Consider the following 14,912-nt stretch of genomic DNA (forward strand, 5'->3'; position numbering starts at 1 on the left):
TGGGTATGGATGAGGCAATCCAGGTCGATCCACTCGCCGCCCTGGGCGAGCATGTAGCGCGCTCGCTTGGCAGCGCCGTGCTGGAGACCGCTATCGCTTTTGGCGAACTGACGGTTATGGTCGAGCGCGACTCGATTGTGGCGGTAGCTGAATTCTTGCGCACCGACCCGCAATGCCGGATGGTCAGCATCATCGACATTTGCGGCGCCGACTACCCCGAGCGTGAGGAACGCTTCGAGGTAGTGTACCACTTCCTCAGCCCCTATACGAATTTGCGCATCCGCGTGAAGCTGGCCGCCGACGACATCGTGCCGGTGCCCAGCATCACGGGCGTGTTCAAGGGCGCCGACTGGTTCGAGCGCGAGGCCTATGATCTTTACGGCGTGCTGTTCTCGGGCCATCCGGACCTGCGACGTCTGCTGACTGACTACGGCTTTGACGGTCATCCCCTGCGCAAGGACTTCCCGCTCACTGGCTTCATCGAAGTTCGCTACGATGAGGAGCGCAAGCGGGTGGTCTATGAGCCGGTCCGGCTGCACCAGGAATTCCGCTCTTTCGATTACCTGTCGCCCTGGGAAGGCACCGATTACGTGCTGCCGGGCGACGAGAAGGCGAAGCAATGACTTTAGAAGCCGAAGTCCGCAATTTCACACTCAATTTCGGTCCCGTGCACCCTTCGGCGCACGGCGTGCTGCGCCTCATCCTTGAGCTTGATGGCGAAATCATCGAACGCGTGGACCCGCATGTTGGCCTCTTGCATCGCGGCACCGAAAAGCTGATCGAGCACAAGACCTATCTGCAGGCCGTGCCCTATTTCGATCGCCTCGATTATGTCGCGCCGATGAGCCAGGAGCACGCCTTCTGCCTTGCAGTGGAAAAGCTGCTCGGCATCGAAGTGCCGCGCCGCGCGCAACTGATCCGCGTTCTGTTCTGTGAAATCAGCCGGCTGCTGTCGCACCTGATGAACGTGACCACCCAGGCCATGGACGTCGGCGCACTTACCCCGCCGCTTTGGGGCTTTGAGCAGCGCGAACAGCTGATGATGTTTTATGAGCGCGCGTCGGGCAGTCGCCTGCACGCCGCTTACTTCCGCCCCGGTGGCGTGCACCAGGACCTGCCGCAGGACCTGATCGACGATATCGAGGCTTTTGCTACCAAGACCTTCCCTTCAGCGCTCGAGGATATCGGCACGCTGCTGACGGACAGCCGTATCTTCAAGCAGCGCAATGTCGATATCGGCGTCGTGTCACTCGAGGATGCCTGGAACTGGGGTTTCTCGGGGATCATGGTGCGCAGCGCCGGCGCTGCCTGGGACCTGCGCAAGAGCCAGCCCTATGAGTGCTACGAAGAGCTCGAGTTCGACATTCCGATCGGCAAGAATGGCGATTGCTATGATCGCTACCTGATCCGCATGGAAGAAATGCGCCAGTCGACCTCGCTGATGAAGCAGTGCATCGATCGCCTTAATGCCCCGGAAGGCAAGGGTCCGATCGCTGCGCTCGACGGCAAGGTCGTGCCCCCTAAGCGCAGTGAGATGAAGCGGTCGATGGAAGCGCTGATTCATCACTTCAAGCTTTATACCGAGGGCTTCAAGGTGCCCGCCGGCGAGGTCTATGCCGCCGTCGAAGCGCCCAAGGGCGAGTTCGGCGTCTATCTGGTCTCGGACGGCACCAACAAGCCGTATCGCTGCAAGGTCCGGGCTCCCGGCTTTGCCCATCTTCAAGCCATGGATTTCCTGTGTCGCGGCCACATGCTGGCGGACGTTTCGGCGATCCTGGGCTCACTAGACATCGTGTTCGGAGAGGTTGATCGCTGATGGTTGCGCGTCGCCTTGCAGACGAGTCGGTTCAACCGGCTACTTTCGCGTTCAATTCGGAAAACGCCCGCTGGGCGGAACGCACCATTGGCCTTTATCCCGAAGGACGCCAGCAATCGGCAGTGATTCCGCTGCTGATGCGGGCACAGGATCAGGATGGCTGGGTCACCCGGGCCACGATCGAGACGATCGCGGATATGCTTGGCATGGCCTATATCCGGGTGCTGGAAGTTGCGACTTTTTATACGCAGTTCCAACTGGCACCTGTCGGCACCCGCGCCCATATTCAGGTTTGCGGCACGACGCCCTGCATGCTGCGCGGTTCGGAAGCGCTGATTAAGGTGTGCAAAAGCAAGATCCATCCTGAACAGCGCCATACCAATGCGGATGGCACCATGTCCTGGGAAGAGGTCGAGTGCCTGGGCGCCTGCGTCAATGCTCCCATGGTCGCCATCTTCCACGACACCTACGAAGACCTGAGCCCAGAGCGCTTCGAAGAGATCGTCGATGCCTTTGCGGCGGGGCAGGGCGCCAGCATCAAGACGGGCACCCAGATCGAGCGGCTGAATTCCGCGGCCGAAGGCGGACGCACGACGCTCAACGAGCCACCGACCGCGAAGCGCGAAAAGTTCGTGCCGCCAGCGCCTCCGGCCGACGCTGCCGCACCGGCAGGTGCCGCGCCTGCTGCACCCAAGCCGGCAGCGCCCCAGGCGCCGACCACTGCGGCCAAGCCGCGTGATGTCAACGAAGACTCTGCACCTGCCTTCAAGGGACCGGCGCCCCAGGGCAAGGTTTCACAGGCCCATGCCGAAGCCGAGCGCAAGGAATTCGACCGCGAAGCCAATGCCGATGGCGAGCCCAACAAGGCGATGCGGCCTGACGCCACTGGCGCGGAAAGCGACGCCAGCAAGATCGACGGTGGCAAGGCTCCAGGCAAGGAAAGCCGCTCGGGCAGCAGCGATGGCGCCGCCGGCGGCGGTACGCAGCCAGATGCCCAAGAAGCGGAATCGACCTCCGGCAGCACGGTGGTCGACAGCAAGGAGTTGAGCGGGGAAGACGCGGCAGCCGTTGATGCTGCGGCCAAAAAGCCCGTTCGGCGCCGCAAGCCCAAAACCGAGGATTTGAAGCCGACCGTGGAACATGGCGGCGACATCTCCAACGACGACAAGTCGGAGTCATAATCGTGCTCGCTGACAAAGATCGCATTTTCACCAATCTCTATGGTCAGGGCGACTGGACACTGGCCGGTGCGCGCTCGCGCGGTGCCTGGGAAGGCACCCGCGAGTTCATCGATGCTGGCCGCGACTGGATCACCAACGAGGTCAAGGCTTCGGGCTTGCGCGGCCGCGGCGGGGCAGGGTTCCCGACGGCGCTGAAGTGGACCTTCATGCCCAAGGTGTCTGACGGGCGCCCGCATTACCTCTTGGTCAATGCCGACGAATCCGAGCCCGGCACCTGCAAGGACCGCGATATTCTGCGCCATGATCCGCACCATCTGGTGGAGGGGTGCCTTCTGGCGGCCCGCGCCATGGATGCGCACCTGGCCTTTATCTATGTGCGCGGCGAATTCATCCGCGAGCGGCAGCACCTGGAGCAGGCCGTTCAGGAGGCCTATGACGCCAAGCTGATCGGCAAGAACAACATCCATGGCTGGGACCTGGACATCATCGTCCATCACGGCGCGGGGGCCTATATCTGCGGCGAAGAAACTGCGCTGATGGAATCGCTGGAAGGCAAGAAGGGCCAGCCCCGGCTCAAGCCGCCATTCCCCGCCGGCATGGGCGTTTACGGCAACCCGACCACGGTCAACAATGTCGAGTCCATCGCCGTTGTGCCCGAAATCCTGCGTCGTTCGGGCGCTTGGTTCGCTTCTATCGGCCGCGCCAACAATACCGGCACCAAGCTGATGTGCGTTTCGGGGCACGTCAACAAGCCCGCGACCTTCGAGGAAGCGCTTGGCTGCACCTTTGAAGAGATCATCGAGAAGCATTGCGGCGGTATTCGCGGCGGGTGGGACAATCTGCTCGCCGTGATCCCCGGCGGCTCGTCCGTGCCCTGCGTGCCCGGCGAAAAGATCCGCCACGCCATCTATGACTTCGACGGCCTGCGCGAAGTGGGCGGCTCGCTCGGCACCGCCGGCATCATCGTGATGGACAAGTCGACGGACATCATCAAGGCCATCTGGCGCCTTGCCGCTTTCTACAAGCACGAAAGCTGCGGCCAGTGCACGCCCTGCCGCGAAGGCACGGGCTGGATGATGCGCGTCATGGATCGCATGGTTGAAGGTCGCGCCCAGAAGCGCGAGATCGACATGCTGTTCGAAGTGACCAAGCAGATCGAGGGCCACACCATTTGCGCGCTGGGCGATGCCGCGGCTTGGCCGATCCAGGGCCTGATCCGCAACTTCCGGCACGTGATCGAAGAGCGGATCGACCAGTACACATATTCATCCACCTCCGACGGCGCGGTGCCGTCGATCGCGGCGGAGTAGGGCCCGATGGCAAATATCAAAGTCGACGGCCAACTCGTCGAAGTTCCCGATCACTTCACCCTGATGCAGGCTGCCGAAGCGGCCGGCGCCGAAATCCCGCGCTTTTGTTACCATGAGCGCCTGTCGGTGGCCGGCAACTGCCGCATGTGCCTGGTCGAGGTGAAGGGCGGCCCCCCCAAGCCACAGGCGTCCTGCGCCATGGCGGTCAAGGACCTGCGTCCCGGCCCCAATGGCGAGCCGCCCGAAATGTTCACCAACACGCCAATGGTCAAGAAGGCCCGCGAAGGCGTGATGGAATTCCTGCTGATCAACCATCCACTCGATTGCCCGATCTGCGATCAGGGCGGCGAGTGCGATCTGCAGGACCAGGCCATGGCCTATGGCGTGGACAAGAACCGCTTTGCCGAAAACAAGCGCGCGGTCGAGGACAAGTATCTTGGGCCGCTGGTCAAGACCTCGATGAACCGCTGCATTCACTGCACGCGGTGCGTTCGCTTCACCACCGAAGTGGCCGGCATTGCCGAGATGGGCCTGCTGGGTCGCGGCGAGGACGCCGAGATCACCTCCTATCTCGAAAAGGCGCTGTCGAGCGAGCTGCAGGGCAATGTGGTTGATCTGTGCCCGGTGGGCGCGCTCACATCAAAGCCCTATGCCTTCTCGTTCCGTCCGTGGGAATTGAGCAAGACCGAGAGCATCGATGTCATGGATGCCCTGGGTTCGGCCATCCGCGTCGATAGCCGTGGTCGCGAAGTGATGCGCATCCTGCCGCGCGTCAATGAGGCGATCAACGAAGAGTGGATTTCCGACAAGACCCGCTATGTGTGGGATGCGCTCAAGTCCCAGCGCCTTGACCGCCCCTATGTCCGGCGCAACCGCAAACTGGCTCCCACCACCTGGGAAGACGCGTTCGCGACCGTTGCCAAGGCCGTCAAGAAGCCGGGCGTGCGCATCGGTGCCATTGCCGGCGACCTTGCCGGCGTTGAGGAAATGTTTGCGCTCAAGACGCTTTTGGCCTCGCTCGGCTCGAGCAATATCGATGCGCGCCCGGTTGGATCGGCCCTGAGCCCTGCCGGCGGTCGCGCCAGCTATGTGTTCAATCCCACTATTGCCGGGATCGAGCAGGCTGACGCCATTCTCCTCGTCGGCACCAATCCCCGCCGTGAAGCGGCCGTGCTCAATGCCCGCATCCGCAAGGTGTGGCGCGCCACCGGCCTGCCGATCGGCGTGATCGGAGAAGCCGCTGACCTGACCTACACCTATGAGCACCTTGGTCACGGTAACAACACGCTGCTGGACCTGGCTGCGGGTCTCGGCTCGTTCGCCGATACCTGGAAGCAGGCCAAGCGACCGCTGGTGATCGTGGGCGAAGGCGCTGCCACGGCCGATGTCCTGGCTGCGGCCGCACAGCTCGCCACCGGCAATCCGGAACTGGCAGAAGGCTGGAACGGCTTTGCCGTGCTGCACAATGCGGCAGCTCGCGTCGGCGCTCTCGATGTCGGTTTCGTGCCCGCCAAGGGCGCTGCGGATACGGCGGCCATGCTGGCGGGCGGCGTTGACGTGTTGTTCCTGCTGGGCGCCGACGAACACGATTTGACCGGTCTTGGCGACACCATGGTGGTGTATCTGGGCACCCACGGCGACAATGGCGCTCACCGCGCCGACGTCATCCTGCCCGGCGCCGCCTATACCGAAAAGAGCGCGACCTATGTCAACACGGAAGGGCGGGTGCAGGTCACCAACCGCGCCGTGTTCCCCCCAGGTGAGGCCAAGGAAGACTGGGCCATCCTGCGGGCGCTTTCGGCAGTTGCCGGCGTGACCCTGCCGTTCAATTCGCTGCCGCAGCTGCGCGCCGCGCTTTATGCTGAATACCCGCATCTGGCCCGGATCGATGATGTTGCGCCCACGAAGCTGGCCGACATCACCAAGCTGGCCAAGGGCTCGACCCGCGGCAAGAAGCTCAGCTTTGCTTCTCCGGTCAGTGATTTTTATCTCAGCAACCCGATCGCGCGCGCATCGGCAACCATGGGCGAATGCGCTGCCATGGCCGCCGGCCTGCGTCAGGCAGCGGAGTAGGGGAGCGCTATGGACTCTGTTATGGCCGTTCTTGACTACCTGCTTGGCGTGCCCTTCCTCGGGGGGACCCAGGTCGGCTTCGTGTATAAGGGGCTGCTGCTCCTCGTTACGCTGCTGATTTTCACCGCCTTCATCCTGCTCGCCGACCGCAAGATCTGGGCGGCCGTGCAGATCCGCCGTGGCCCCAACGTCGTGGGCCCGTTTGGCCTGCTGCAGAGCTTTGCCGACCTACTCAAATTCGTGTTCAAGGAACCTATCCTGCCCGCTGGGTCGGACAAGCTCATGTTCCTTTTGGCGCCGCTGATCACTGCGACCCTGTCGCTGTCGGCCTGGGTGGTTATTCCCATCAGCCCCGGCTGGGCGATTGCCGACATCAATGTGGGCATTCTTTACGTGCTCGCGATCTCCTCGCTCGGCGTTTACGGCGTGATCATCGGCGGCTGGGCCTCGAACTCGAAATACCCGTTCCTGGGCGCGCTGCGTTCGGCGGCGCAGATGGTCAGCTACGAAGTCTCGATCGGCCTCGTGATCATCACGGTGCTGCTCTGCGTGGGCTCACTGAACCTGACCGATATCGTGCAGGCGCAGTATGAGATGGGCCTGGCGCACATGATCGGGCTGCCCTGGCTGACCTTCCTCAACTGGTTCTGGCTGCCGCTGTTCCCGATGTTCATCGTGTTCATGATTTCGGCTCTGGCCGAAACCAACCGCCCGCCATTTGACCTGCCCGAAGCAGAGTCGGAACTGGTGGCCGGCTTCATGGTGGAATATTCCTCTACGCCTTACCTGTTGTTCATGCTGGGCGAGTATATCGCCATCATCCTGATGTGCGCGCTGATGACCATCATGTTCATGGGCGGCTGGACATCGCCGATCGACCTGCCGCCCTTCACCTGGATCCCGGGTGCGGTGTGGTTCGTGCTCAAGGTGTGTTTCTTCTTCTTCTTTTACGCCATGACCAAATCCATCGTGCCGCGCTATCGCTATGACCAGTTGATGCGCCTGGGCTGGAAGATCTTCCTGCCGCTTTCCTTGGTTTCGGTCATTGTTCTCGCATTCGTCCTGCAGCTGACTGGCTGGGGCTGGCATGGAGGGGTTGCCTGATGCACGCCCTGAGATTTGTAAATTCGCTGCTGCTCAAGGAGTTCGTGACGGGGTTCTTCCTCGCCATGCGCTACTTCTTCACGCCCAAGCCGACGGTGAACTACCCGTTCGAAAAGAACCCGGTAAGCCCGCGCTTTCGTGGCGAGCATGCCCTGCGCCGCTACCCCAATGGGGAAGAGCGCTGCATTGCCTGCAAGCTGTGTGAAGCGGTGTGTCCTGCACAGGCCATTACCATCGAAGCTGGCCCCCGCCAGAATGACGGCACCCGGCGCACGGTGCGCTACGACATCGACATGGTGAAGTGCATCTATTGCGGCTTCTGCCAGGAAGCCTGCCCGGTGGATGCGATCGTTGAGGGCCCCAATTTCGAGTTCGCCACCGAAACGCGTGAGGAGCTTTACTTCTCCAAGGAGCGTCTGCTGGCCAATGGCGACCGCTGGGAGCGCGAAATCGCTCACAACATCGCCACCGACGCACCTTATCGCTGAAGGAAGACCGGATGAGCCTTCCCCTGTTCTTTTTCTATCTCTTCTCGGTCGTGGCGATCGCTTCGGCGTTCATGGTCGTGTCCTCGCGCAATCCCGTGCACGCGGTGCTGTTTTTGATCGTGGTGTTCGTCAACGCTGCAGGCCTCTTCATGCTGGCCGGCGCCGAGTTCCTCGCCCTGATCCTGATCGTGGTTTATGTCGGCGCTGTGGCAGTGCTGTTCCTGTTTGTCGTCATGATGCTGGACGTTGACTTCAAGGACCTGCGCCGCGGCTCGCTGCAATATGCACCGATCGGCGTCCTTGTGGGGATCGTATTGCTGCTCGAGCTCCTGCTCGTGGCCGGCAGCTCCTGGATCGCACCGGAAGCAGGTGGAATTGGCGCTTTGCCGATCGACGCGGGCGTTGAAAATACGCGCGCATTAGGGCAGGTGCTTTATACGCGCTACGTGTTCCTGTTCCAGGGCGCGGCCGCGATTCTGCTGGTGGCAATGATCGGTGCAATTGTGCTGACGCTGCGCCACAAGCCCGGCATCAAGCGCCAGGACCCGTCGGTGCAGGTCAATCGCCAGCCCGCGGACACGCTGGAAGTCGTCAAAGTCAAAAGCGGTCAAGGGCTGTAGGAGCAATCATGGGCTTGGCAATCGGCCTCGGTCACTACCTGACCGTCGCGGCAATCCTGTTCACGCTGGGCGTGTTCGGCATTTTCCTCAACCGCCGCAACATCATCGTTATTCTGATGTCGATCGAGTTGATCCTCCTGGCGGTCAACCTCAACCTCGTGGCATTCAGCGCGCATCTGGGCGATCTGCAGGGGCAGGTCTTTGCGCTGTTGATCCTGACGGTGGCGGCTGCCGAGGCGGCCATTGGCCTCGCCATTCTCGTAATTTTCTACCGCAATCTCGGCTCGATTGCGGTTGAAGACGTCAACCAGATGAAGGGCTAAGCAGCACCGCTATGATCCAAGCGATTGTTTTCCTGCCCCTCGCGGGCGCCCTCATTGCCGGCCTGCTGGGCCGTATTATCGGCCATCGGCCGAGCGAATTCGTCACCACCGGCTTGCTGATCATTGCCGCAGTGCTGAGCTGGATCGTCTTCCTGCCCATCGCCTTTGGCGGCGGGCTGGTCGGAGCCGAGATTGCCGAGGGCAGCCATGCCGCGGTGCTCAAGGTCGACCTGATGCGCTGGATTCAGGTCGGCAGCATGAACATGCACTGGACGCTGCGCGTCGACACGCTCACGGCTATCATGTTGGTGGTCGTCACCACCGTTTCCAGCCTCGTGCACGTTTATTCCATTGGTTACATGGCCGAGGATCCGCATCGCTCGCGCTTCTTCGCCTATCTGTCGCTCTTTACGTTCGCCATGCTGATGCTGGTGACCGCCGACAACTTCCTCCAGATGTTCTTTGGTTGGGAAGGCGTGGGCCTCGCCTCCTATCTGCTGATCGGCTTCTGGTACACCCGTCCATCGGCCAATGCTGCCGCCATGAAGGCCTTCATCGTCAACCGCGTGGGCGACTTCGGCTTCATGCTCGGCATCTTTGGCGCCTTCATGGTGCTCGGCCATCTCGACTTTGACAGCGCGTTCCATGCTGCCCCAGAGGCAGCCGAAGCGAGCATGCGGTTCCTGAACTGGGACCTGCATGCGATGACGGTGATCTGCCTGTTGTTGTTCATGGGTGCCATGGGCAAGTCGGCGCAGTTCCTGCTCCACACCTGGCTGCCCGACGCCATGGAAGGCCCAACGCCCGTGTCTGCGCTGATCCATGCCGCGACCATGGTGACGGCCGGCGTGTTCATGGTTGCACGGCTGTCGCCGCTATTCGAAACCTCGCCGACGGCACTGACCTTCATCATCGTCATCGGCGCGATCACCGCGTTCTTTGCCGCGACGGTCGGTCTGGTGCAGAACGACATCAAGCGCGTGATCGCTTATTCCACCTGTTCGCAGCTGGGCTACATGTTCGTGGCGCTGGGGACGGGGGCTTATACGGCCGGCGTGTTCCACCTCTTCACGCACGCCTTCTTCAAGGCATTGCTGTTCCTGGGTGCGGGCGCCGTGATCCACGCCATGCATCACGAGCAGGACATGCGCAACATGGGTGGCCTCGCCAAGAAGATCCCGATCACCTATGCCATGATGCTGATCGGCACCCTGGCGCTGACGGGTGTGGGTATTCCGGGCACCGAGTTCATCGGCTTTGCCGGGTTCTTCTCCAAGGACTCCATCATCGAGGCGGCTTACGCCTATGGCGGCAATGTGGGCTCGATGGCCTTCTGGCTGCTGGTGATCGCGGCCGTGTTCACGAGCTTTTACTCGTGGCGCCTCATTCACCTGACCTTCCACGGCTCGCCCCGCGATGCCCAGCATGCGCTGACGGCTCATCCCGAGCCAGAGCATAGCGACTCCGAAACCCATCATGAGCCGGCGACGGCCAGCGATGCGCATGCTGCCCATGACGATCATGCTCATGGTCATCACGGCAGTGCTTATTACAACGCCCACGAGGCGCCCAATGTCATGCTGGTGCCGCTATATGTGCTCGCAGTTGGCGCAGTGTTCTCGGGTGCGGTGTTCTACGGCATGTTCTTCCATGACGTGGGCCATATCGAACACTTCTTCGCCGGCTCGGTCGTTATTGAGCCTGAGATCATCGAGGCTGCGCACCATGTGCCATTGTGGGTGAAGTGGTCAGCCACTTTCGCGATGATCATTGGGTTTGTGACGGCCTGGTATATGTATATCCGCTCGCCTGAAACCCCACGCCGGCTCGCTGAGACCAATCCTGGCCTCTACAAGTTCCTGCTCAACAAGTGGTACTTCGACGAGCTCTACAACACGATCTTCGTGCGTCCTGCCTTGTGGATCGGCCGCGCGCTTTGGCATGGCTTTGATGACTGGTTGATCGATGCCAAGCTGACCGAAGGTGTTGGACGGCGGGTCAACAACGTCACCTCATGGGTCGTCAAGCTCCAGTCCGGCTATCTCTACCACTACGCATTTGTGATGCTGATCGGCATTGCGGCGCTTTTGACCTGGGCCATTGCGGCCGGGGGACTGATCTGATGACCTTCGCCAACACTATCCTGACGATCCTGACTTTCCTGCCGCTTTTTGGCGCAGTGGCGATCCTCTTCATGCCCAGGACGGCGTTCGACGCGATCCGCTGGACCGCATTGGCGACCACGGTGGTGACCTTCGTGCTGTCGCTGTGGATGTGGTCGATGTTCGACCCGGCAAATCCCGGTTTCCAGTTCGTCGTCGACCGCCCCTGGATCGGCGATAATATCGGTTACCGTGTGGGCGTGGACGGCATCTCGGTGCTGTTTGTGGTGCTCTCGGCACTGTTGATGCCGTTCTGCATCCTGGCCAGCTGGGAGTCGATATCCTTCCGGGTGAAGGAATATATGAGCATCTTCCTCGTGCTCGAGATGCTGATGATCGGCGTTTTCACCACGCTCGATCTGGCCATGTTCTATGTGTTCTTCGAAGGCACCTTGCTGCCGATGTTCCTGATCATCGGCATTTGGGGCGGCAAGCGCCGGATCCAGGCCAGCTACAAGTTCTTCTTTTACACCTTTGTCGGCTCGGTGCTGATGCTGCTGGCCATGATGGCCATGTATTGGAGTGCCGGCACCACCAATATCGCGCGCCTGTTGACCCATGATTTCCCCATCGAAATGCAGCCCTGGCTGTGGTGGGCGTTCTTCGCTTCGCTCGCGGTCAAGATGCCGATGTGGCCGTTGCACCGCTGGCTGCCCGAAGCGCACGTCGAAGCGCCGACCGCTGGCTCGGTGATCCTTGCGGCAATCCTGCTCAAGCTGGGTGGCTATGGCTTCCTGCGCTTCTCGCTGCCCATGTTCCCCGATGCTTCGGCACAGTTTGCCAATGTCATCTTCGTACTGTCGGTGGCGGCGATCATCATCACTTCGCTGATCGCCCTCGTGCAGCAGGACATCAAGAAGCTGATCGCCTATTCGTCTGTGGCCCATATGGGCTTTGTGACGATGGGTATTTTTGCCGGCAACCAGTTCGGCATCCAGGGTGGCATCTTCCAGATGCTCTCGCACGGCGTGGTCTCGGGTGCCTTGTTCCTGTCGGTTGGCGTCATTTATGACCGGCTGCATACGCGCGACATTGCCGCTTATGGTGGGCTGGTTTCGCCCATGCCGCGCTATGCCGTGGCGTTCATGGTCTTCACCATGGCCAATGTCGGCCTTCCCGGCACGTCCGGCTTTGTCGGCGAGTTCCTGACCATGATGGGTGCTTTCCAGGTCAATACCTGGGTGGCGTTCTTCGCGGCCTTCGGCATTATCCTGTCGGCTTGCTACGCGCTGTGGCTGTATCGACGTGTGATCTTTGGCGCGTTCACCAAGGAAACGCTGCGGGGTATGCTCGACCTCAACCTGCGCGAAAAACTGACGCTTTACCCATTGATCGCGCTGATCATCTTCTTCGGCTTCTATCCGGCACCCATTCTCGATACTACCGCGGCCGCGGTCGACAATCTGGTTGCCCACTATTCCGCCTCGATCGGCGCTGCTGCGCCGGCCGAAGTGGCTGTTGCCCACTAGGAGGGGAACCCCGTGAACTCAGACGTCATCGATTTCGCGAGCCTGGCTCCCGCTTATCCTGAGATGCTGATGGCAGTCGGCGTAATTGTGCTGCTGCTTGTCGGTGTCATCCTCAACAAAGAACGTTCTTCACTGGTCAGCATGCTGGGCGTGGTATTGCTGGTGGCAACGGCAGCGCTCGTCGTGTTCCAGCCTGCTGAAGGCGTGCTGTTCAATGGCGTCTTCATCCAGGACGGTTTTGCCCGCTTCATGAAGGCACTGGTGCTGGTTGGTTCGGCATTCGCGCTGATGATGTCGTGGCCGCACGCTGACGAGAACGGCACGCACAGGTTCGAGTATTCCATTCTGATCCTGCTCGCGACTTTGGGCATGATGGTGATGGTGTCGGCCAACGACCTGATGAGCCTGTATATTGGCATCGAGCTGCAGTCGCTGGCGGTTTATGTGCTCGCCGCGATCAAGCGCGACGATAGCCGCGCCACCGAGGCGGGCATCAAGTACTTCGTGCTGGGTGCTCTCTCCTCGGGCATGCTGCTCTACGGCGCCTCGCTGATCTATGGCTTCACCGGCCAAACCAATCTGCAGGGTATTGTTGCCGCGATCGCCAACGAAGGTCGCTCGATCGGGCTGATCTTTGGCCTGGTGTTCCTGCTTGCGGGCGTCGCGTTCAAGATGTCTGCCGTGCCGTTCCATATGTGGACGCCCGACGTTTATGAAGGTGCGCCAACGCCCGTTACCGCCTTCATGGCCGGGGCGCCCAAGGTCGCCGCCATGGCACTGATGGTTCGCTTGGTGATGGACAGCTTTGAGCCCATCACCCGCGACTGGCAGCAGATCGTGATCTTTTTGTCGATTGCCTCCATGGTGCTGGCATCCTTTGCCGCCATTGGCCAGAAGTCGCTGAAGCGCCTGATGGCCTATTCATCCATTGGCCATGTCGGCTTTGCGCTTGTGGGGCTTTCCTCCGGCACGCAGGTTGGGGTGGAAGGCGTCGCGATCTACATGGCAATCTATTTGGCCATGACTGTAGGGCTGTTCGCTTGCCTGTTGTCGCTGCGCACCGAAGCCGGTTACGTCGAGAACATCGATGACCTTGCCGGTGCGGCACAGTCTCGGCCCTTTGTGGCGGCCATTTTTGCGATCCTGATGTTCTCGCTGATCGGCCTACCACCGTTGGCCGGGTTCTTCGCCAAGTGGTACGTGTTCCTTGCGGCCATCGAAGCGCAGCTCTTCGTGCTGGCCGTGATCGGCGTGCTGGCTTCAGCTGTGAGCGCCTATTATTACCTGCGCGTGATCAAGACCATGTATTTCGACGAACCGACGCGCCAGTTTGTAGCGGCGCCGCGTGAGCTGACCGTGATCATGGCGGCCAGCGGTTTCCTTGTCGTGACTTACTACTTCACCCTGGGCAATTCGCTTGCCTCTGCCGCTAATGCCGCGGCTGGAAGCTTGTTCTAGGTGACGTCGTTCGTTCTTGGTGGCTCCGCGCGGGCGGCAGGGTATCGCCTGCGCGGATTTGACTCGATCGGCTCAACCAATACTGAGGCGCTCGCCGCCGCGGGGGCGGGCGATCCCGGTGGGTTATGGTTCGCTGCCCGTCAGCAAACAGCAGGCAGGGGGCGCCGTGGACGGCTTTGGGAGTCCCCGGCTGGTAATCTGGCCGCCACGCTCTTGATCGTGCCCGAAGCCGACCCCACTTTGGCTGCAACACTCGGCTTCGTAGCCGGGGTGGCAATGAACCGCGCACTTGCTCAATTGCTGTCGGCCGGCAGATTGCGGATCGGCCTCGATGGTGCCGATGGCACTGCAAGTGGTGCGCCCGCGCGGATAGCACTGAAATGGCCCAATGACGTGCTGGCCGATGGTGCTAAGCTCGCCGGCATTTTGCTGGAGGGTCGTAAGGCGCCTGACGGGCGGCAGGCGGTCGTGATCGGCTTCGGCGTCAATGTGGTTGCCGCGCCGACCGGGCTGCCTTATCCCGCAACGAGCCTCGTGGAACTTGGCGCGTCCGAGTCGGCTGAGCGAGTCTTTGCGTCCTTGAGCGATTCATGGGTTGAAGCGTTCAGGCTGTGGGATGACGGCCGCGGCGTTGAAGCAATCCTTGAGGAGTGGCGTTCCGCCGCTGCCGGGATTGGGGCTCCGGTGGCAATAAATCAGAACGGAGAGGTCCTGCGGGGCGTCTTCGAAACCATCGATGGCAGCGGACGCCTGATTGTGCGCGCGCCTGACGATCGTCGCATCGCCATCACGGCTGGCGACGTACATTTTGGGGCAACGGCCAGCGCCCAGAGCTGACCGCAAATATATGCGTTGACGACCGGTGGCCAAAGTTCGCCGCGCGCCGCGCCAAGAAAGGACTGAATAAC

The 14,912-nt window shown here is 61.3% G+C and carries 13 protein-coding genes; all 13 read left to right on the top strand.

Annotated features, from left to right (window positions below):
* Nucleotides 1-5 precede the first annotated feature (5 nt).
* Genes HRU92_RS05705 through HRU92_RS05765 form a run of 13 tightly spaced genes read left to right on the top strand, consistent with a single transcriptional unit; the run spans nt 6 to nt 14,841 of the window.
* Nucleotides 6-623, top strand: coding sequence for an NADH-quinone oxidoreductase subunit C (locus HRU92_RS05705; RefSeq protein ID WP_127753041.1), 618 nt, complete (start codon nt 6-8; stop codon nt 621-623).
* Nucleotides 620-1,816, top strand: coding sequence for an NADH-quinone oxidoreductase subunit D (locus HRU92_RS05710; RefSeq protein ID WP_127753042.1), 1,197 nt, complete (start codon nt 620-622; stop codon nt 1,814-1,816). The genes HRU92_RS05705 and HRU92_RS05710 overlap by 4 nt, the downstream gene beginning before the upstream one ends.
* Entirely contained in the window at nt 1,816-2,997 is a 1,182-nt protein-coding gene (nuoE, locus tag HRU92_RS05715) for an NADH-quinone oxidoreductase subunit NuoE (RefSeq protein WP_172123303.1), read from the top strand. Before HRU92_RS05710 ends, nuoE begins: the two co-directional genes overlap by 1 nt.
* A 2-nt stretch (nt 2,998-2,999) precedes the next feature.
* The gene (gene nuoF / locus HRU92_RS05720; RefSeq protein ID WP_127753044.1) at nt 3,000-4,307 is read left to right on the top strand and encodes an NADH-quinone oxidoreductase subunit NuoF; all 1,308 of its coding nucleotides are present in this window, start codon (nt 3,000-3,002) and stop codon (nt 4,305-4,307) included.
* Nucleotides 4,308-4,313: 6 nt separating this feature from the next.
* A complete protein-coding gene (nuoG, locus tag HRU92_RS05725) occupies nt 4,314-6,380 on the top strand; it encodes an NADH-quinone oxidoreductase subunit NuoG (RefSeq protein WP_172123304.1) in 2,067 nt (688 codons plus the stop codon).
* 21 nt (nt 6,381-6,401) lie between these two features.
* On the top strand, nt 6,402-7,484 hold the full coding sequence (nuoH, locus tag HRU92_RS05730; protein ID WP_248305287.1) for an NADH-quinone oxidoreductase subunit NuoH: 1,083 nt from the start codon (nt 6,402-6,404) through the stop codon (nt 7,482-7,484).
* A complete protein-coding gene (nuoI, locus tag HRU92_RS05735; protein ID WP_127753047.1) occupies nt 7,484-7,972 on the top strand; it encodes an NADH-quinone oxidoreductase subunit NuoI in 489 nt (162 codons plus the stop codon). The genes nuoH and nuoI overlap by 1 nt, the downstream gene beginning before the upstream one ends.
* 11 nt (nt 7,973-7,983) lie before the next feature.
* On the top strand, nt 7,984-8,592 hold the full coding sequence (locus HRU92_RS05740; RefSeq protein ID WP_127753048.1) for an NADH-quinone oxidoreductase subunit J: 609 nt from the start codon (nt 7,984-7,986) through the stop codon (nt 8,590-8,592).
* Between the two features lie 14 nt (nt 8,593-8,606).
* Nucleotides 8,607-8,915: an NADH-quinone oxidoreductase subunit NuoK gene (gene nuoK, locus HRU92_RS05745; protein WP_127755220.1), complete on the top strand. Its 309-nt coding sequence runs from the start codon at nt 8,607-8,609 to the stop codon at nt 8,913-8,915.
* Between the two features lie 11 nt (nt 8,916-8,926).
* Nucleotides 8,927-11,038: an NADH-quinone oxidoreductase subunit L gene (gene nuoL / locus HRU92_RS05750; RefSeq protein ID WP_172123305.1), complete on the top strand. Its 2,112-nt coding sequence runs from the start codon at nt 8,927-8,929 to the stop codon at nt 11,036-11,038.
* Nucleotides 11,038-12,546, top strand: a complete 1,509-nt coding sequence (locus tag HRU92_RS05755) for an NADH-quinone oxidoreductase subunit M (RefSeq protein ID WP_172123306.1) — start codon at nt 11,038-11,040, stop codon at nt 12,544-12,546. Before nuoL ends, HRU92_RS05755 begins: the two co-directional genes overlap by 1 nt.
* Nucleotides 12,547-12,558: 12 nt before the next feature.
* A complete protein-coding gene (gene nuoN / locus HRU92_RS05760; RefSeq protein ID WP_172123307.1) occupies nt 12,559-14,004 on the top strand; it encodes an NADH-quinone oxidoreductase subunit NuoN in 1,446 nt (481 codons plus the stop codon).
* Nucleotides 14,005-14,841, top strand: a complete 837-nt coding sequence (locus tag HRU92_RS05765; protein ID WP_172123308.1) for a biotin--[acetyl-CoA-carboxylase] ligase — start codon at nt 14,005-14,007, stop codon at nt 14,839-14,841.
* The last annotated feature ends 71 nt before the right edge of the window (nt 14,842-14,912 follow it).

Origin of the sequence: Devosia sp. 1635, assembly GCF_013185955.1 — a bacterium.
Lineage (GTDB): Bacteria > Pseudomonadota > Alphaproteobacteria > Rhizobiales > Devosiaceae > Devosia.

Excerpts from the sequence above, each read along its gene's own strand:
- HRU92_RS05705 (WP_127753041.1), top strand. The coding sequence starts at position 6 with ATGGATGAGGCAATCCAGGTCGATCCACTCGCCGCCCTGGGCGAGCAT.
- HRU92_RS05710 (WP_127753042.1), top strand. The coding sequence starts at position 620 with ATGACTTTAGAAGCCGAAGTCCGCAATTTCACACTCAATTTCGGTCCC.
- nuoE (WP_172123303.1), top strand. The coding sequence starts at position 1,816 with ATGGTTGCGCGTCGCCTTGCAGACGAGTCGGTTCAACCGGCTACTTTC.
- nuoG (WP_172123304.1), top strand. The coding sequence starts at position 4,314 with ATGGCAAATATCAAAGTCGACGGCCAACTCGTCGAAGTTCCCGATCAC.
- nuoH (WP_248305287.1), top strand. The coding sequence starts at position 6,402 with ATGGCCGTTCTTGACTACCTGCTTGGCGTGCCCTTCCTCGGGGGGACC.
- nuoI (WP_127753047.1), top strand. The coding sequence starts at position 7,484 with ATGCACGCCCTGAGATTTGTAAATTCGCTGCTGCTCAAGGAGTTCGTG.
- HRU92_RS05740 (WP_127753048.1), top strand. The coding sequence starts at position 7,984 with ATGAGCCTTCCCCTGTTCTTTTTCTATCTCTTCTCGGTCGTGGCGATC.
- nuoL (WP_172123305.1), top strand. The coding sequence starts at position 8,927 with ATGATCCAAGCGATTGTTTTCCTGCCCCTCGCGGGCGCCCTCATTGCC.
- HRU92_RS05755 (WP_172123306.1), top strand. The coding sequence starts at position 11,038 with ATGACCTTCGCCAACACTATCCTGACGATCCTGACTTTCCTGCCGCTT.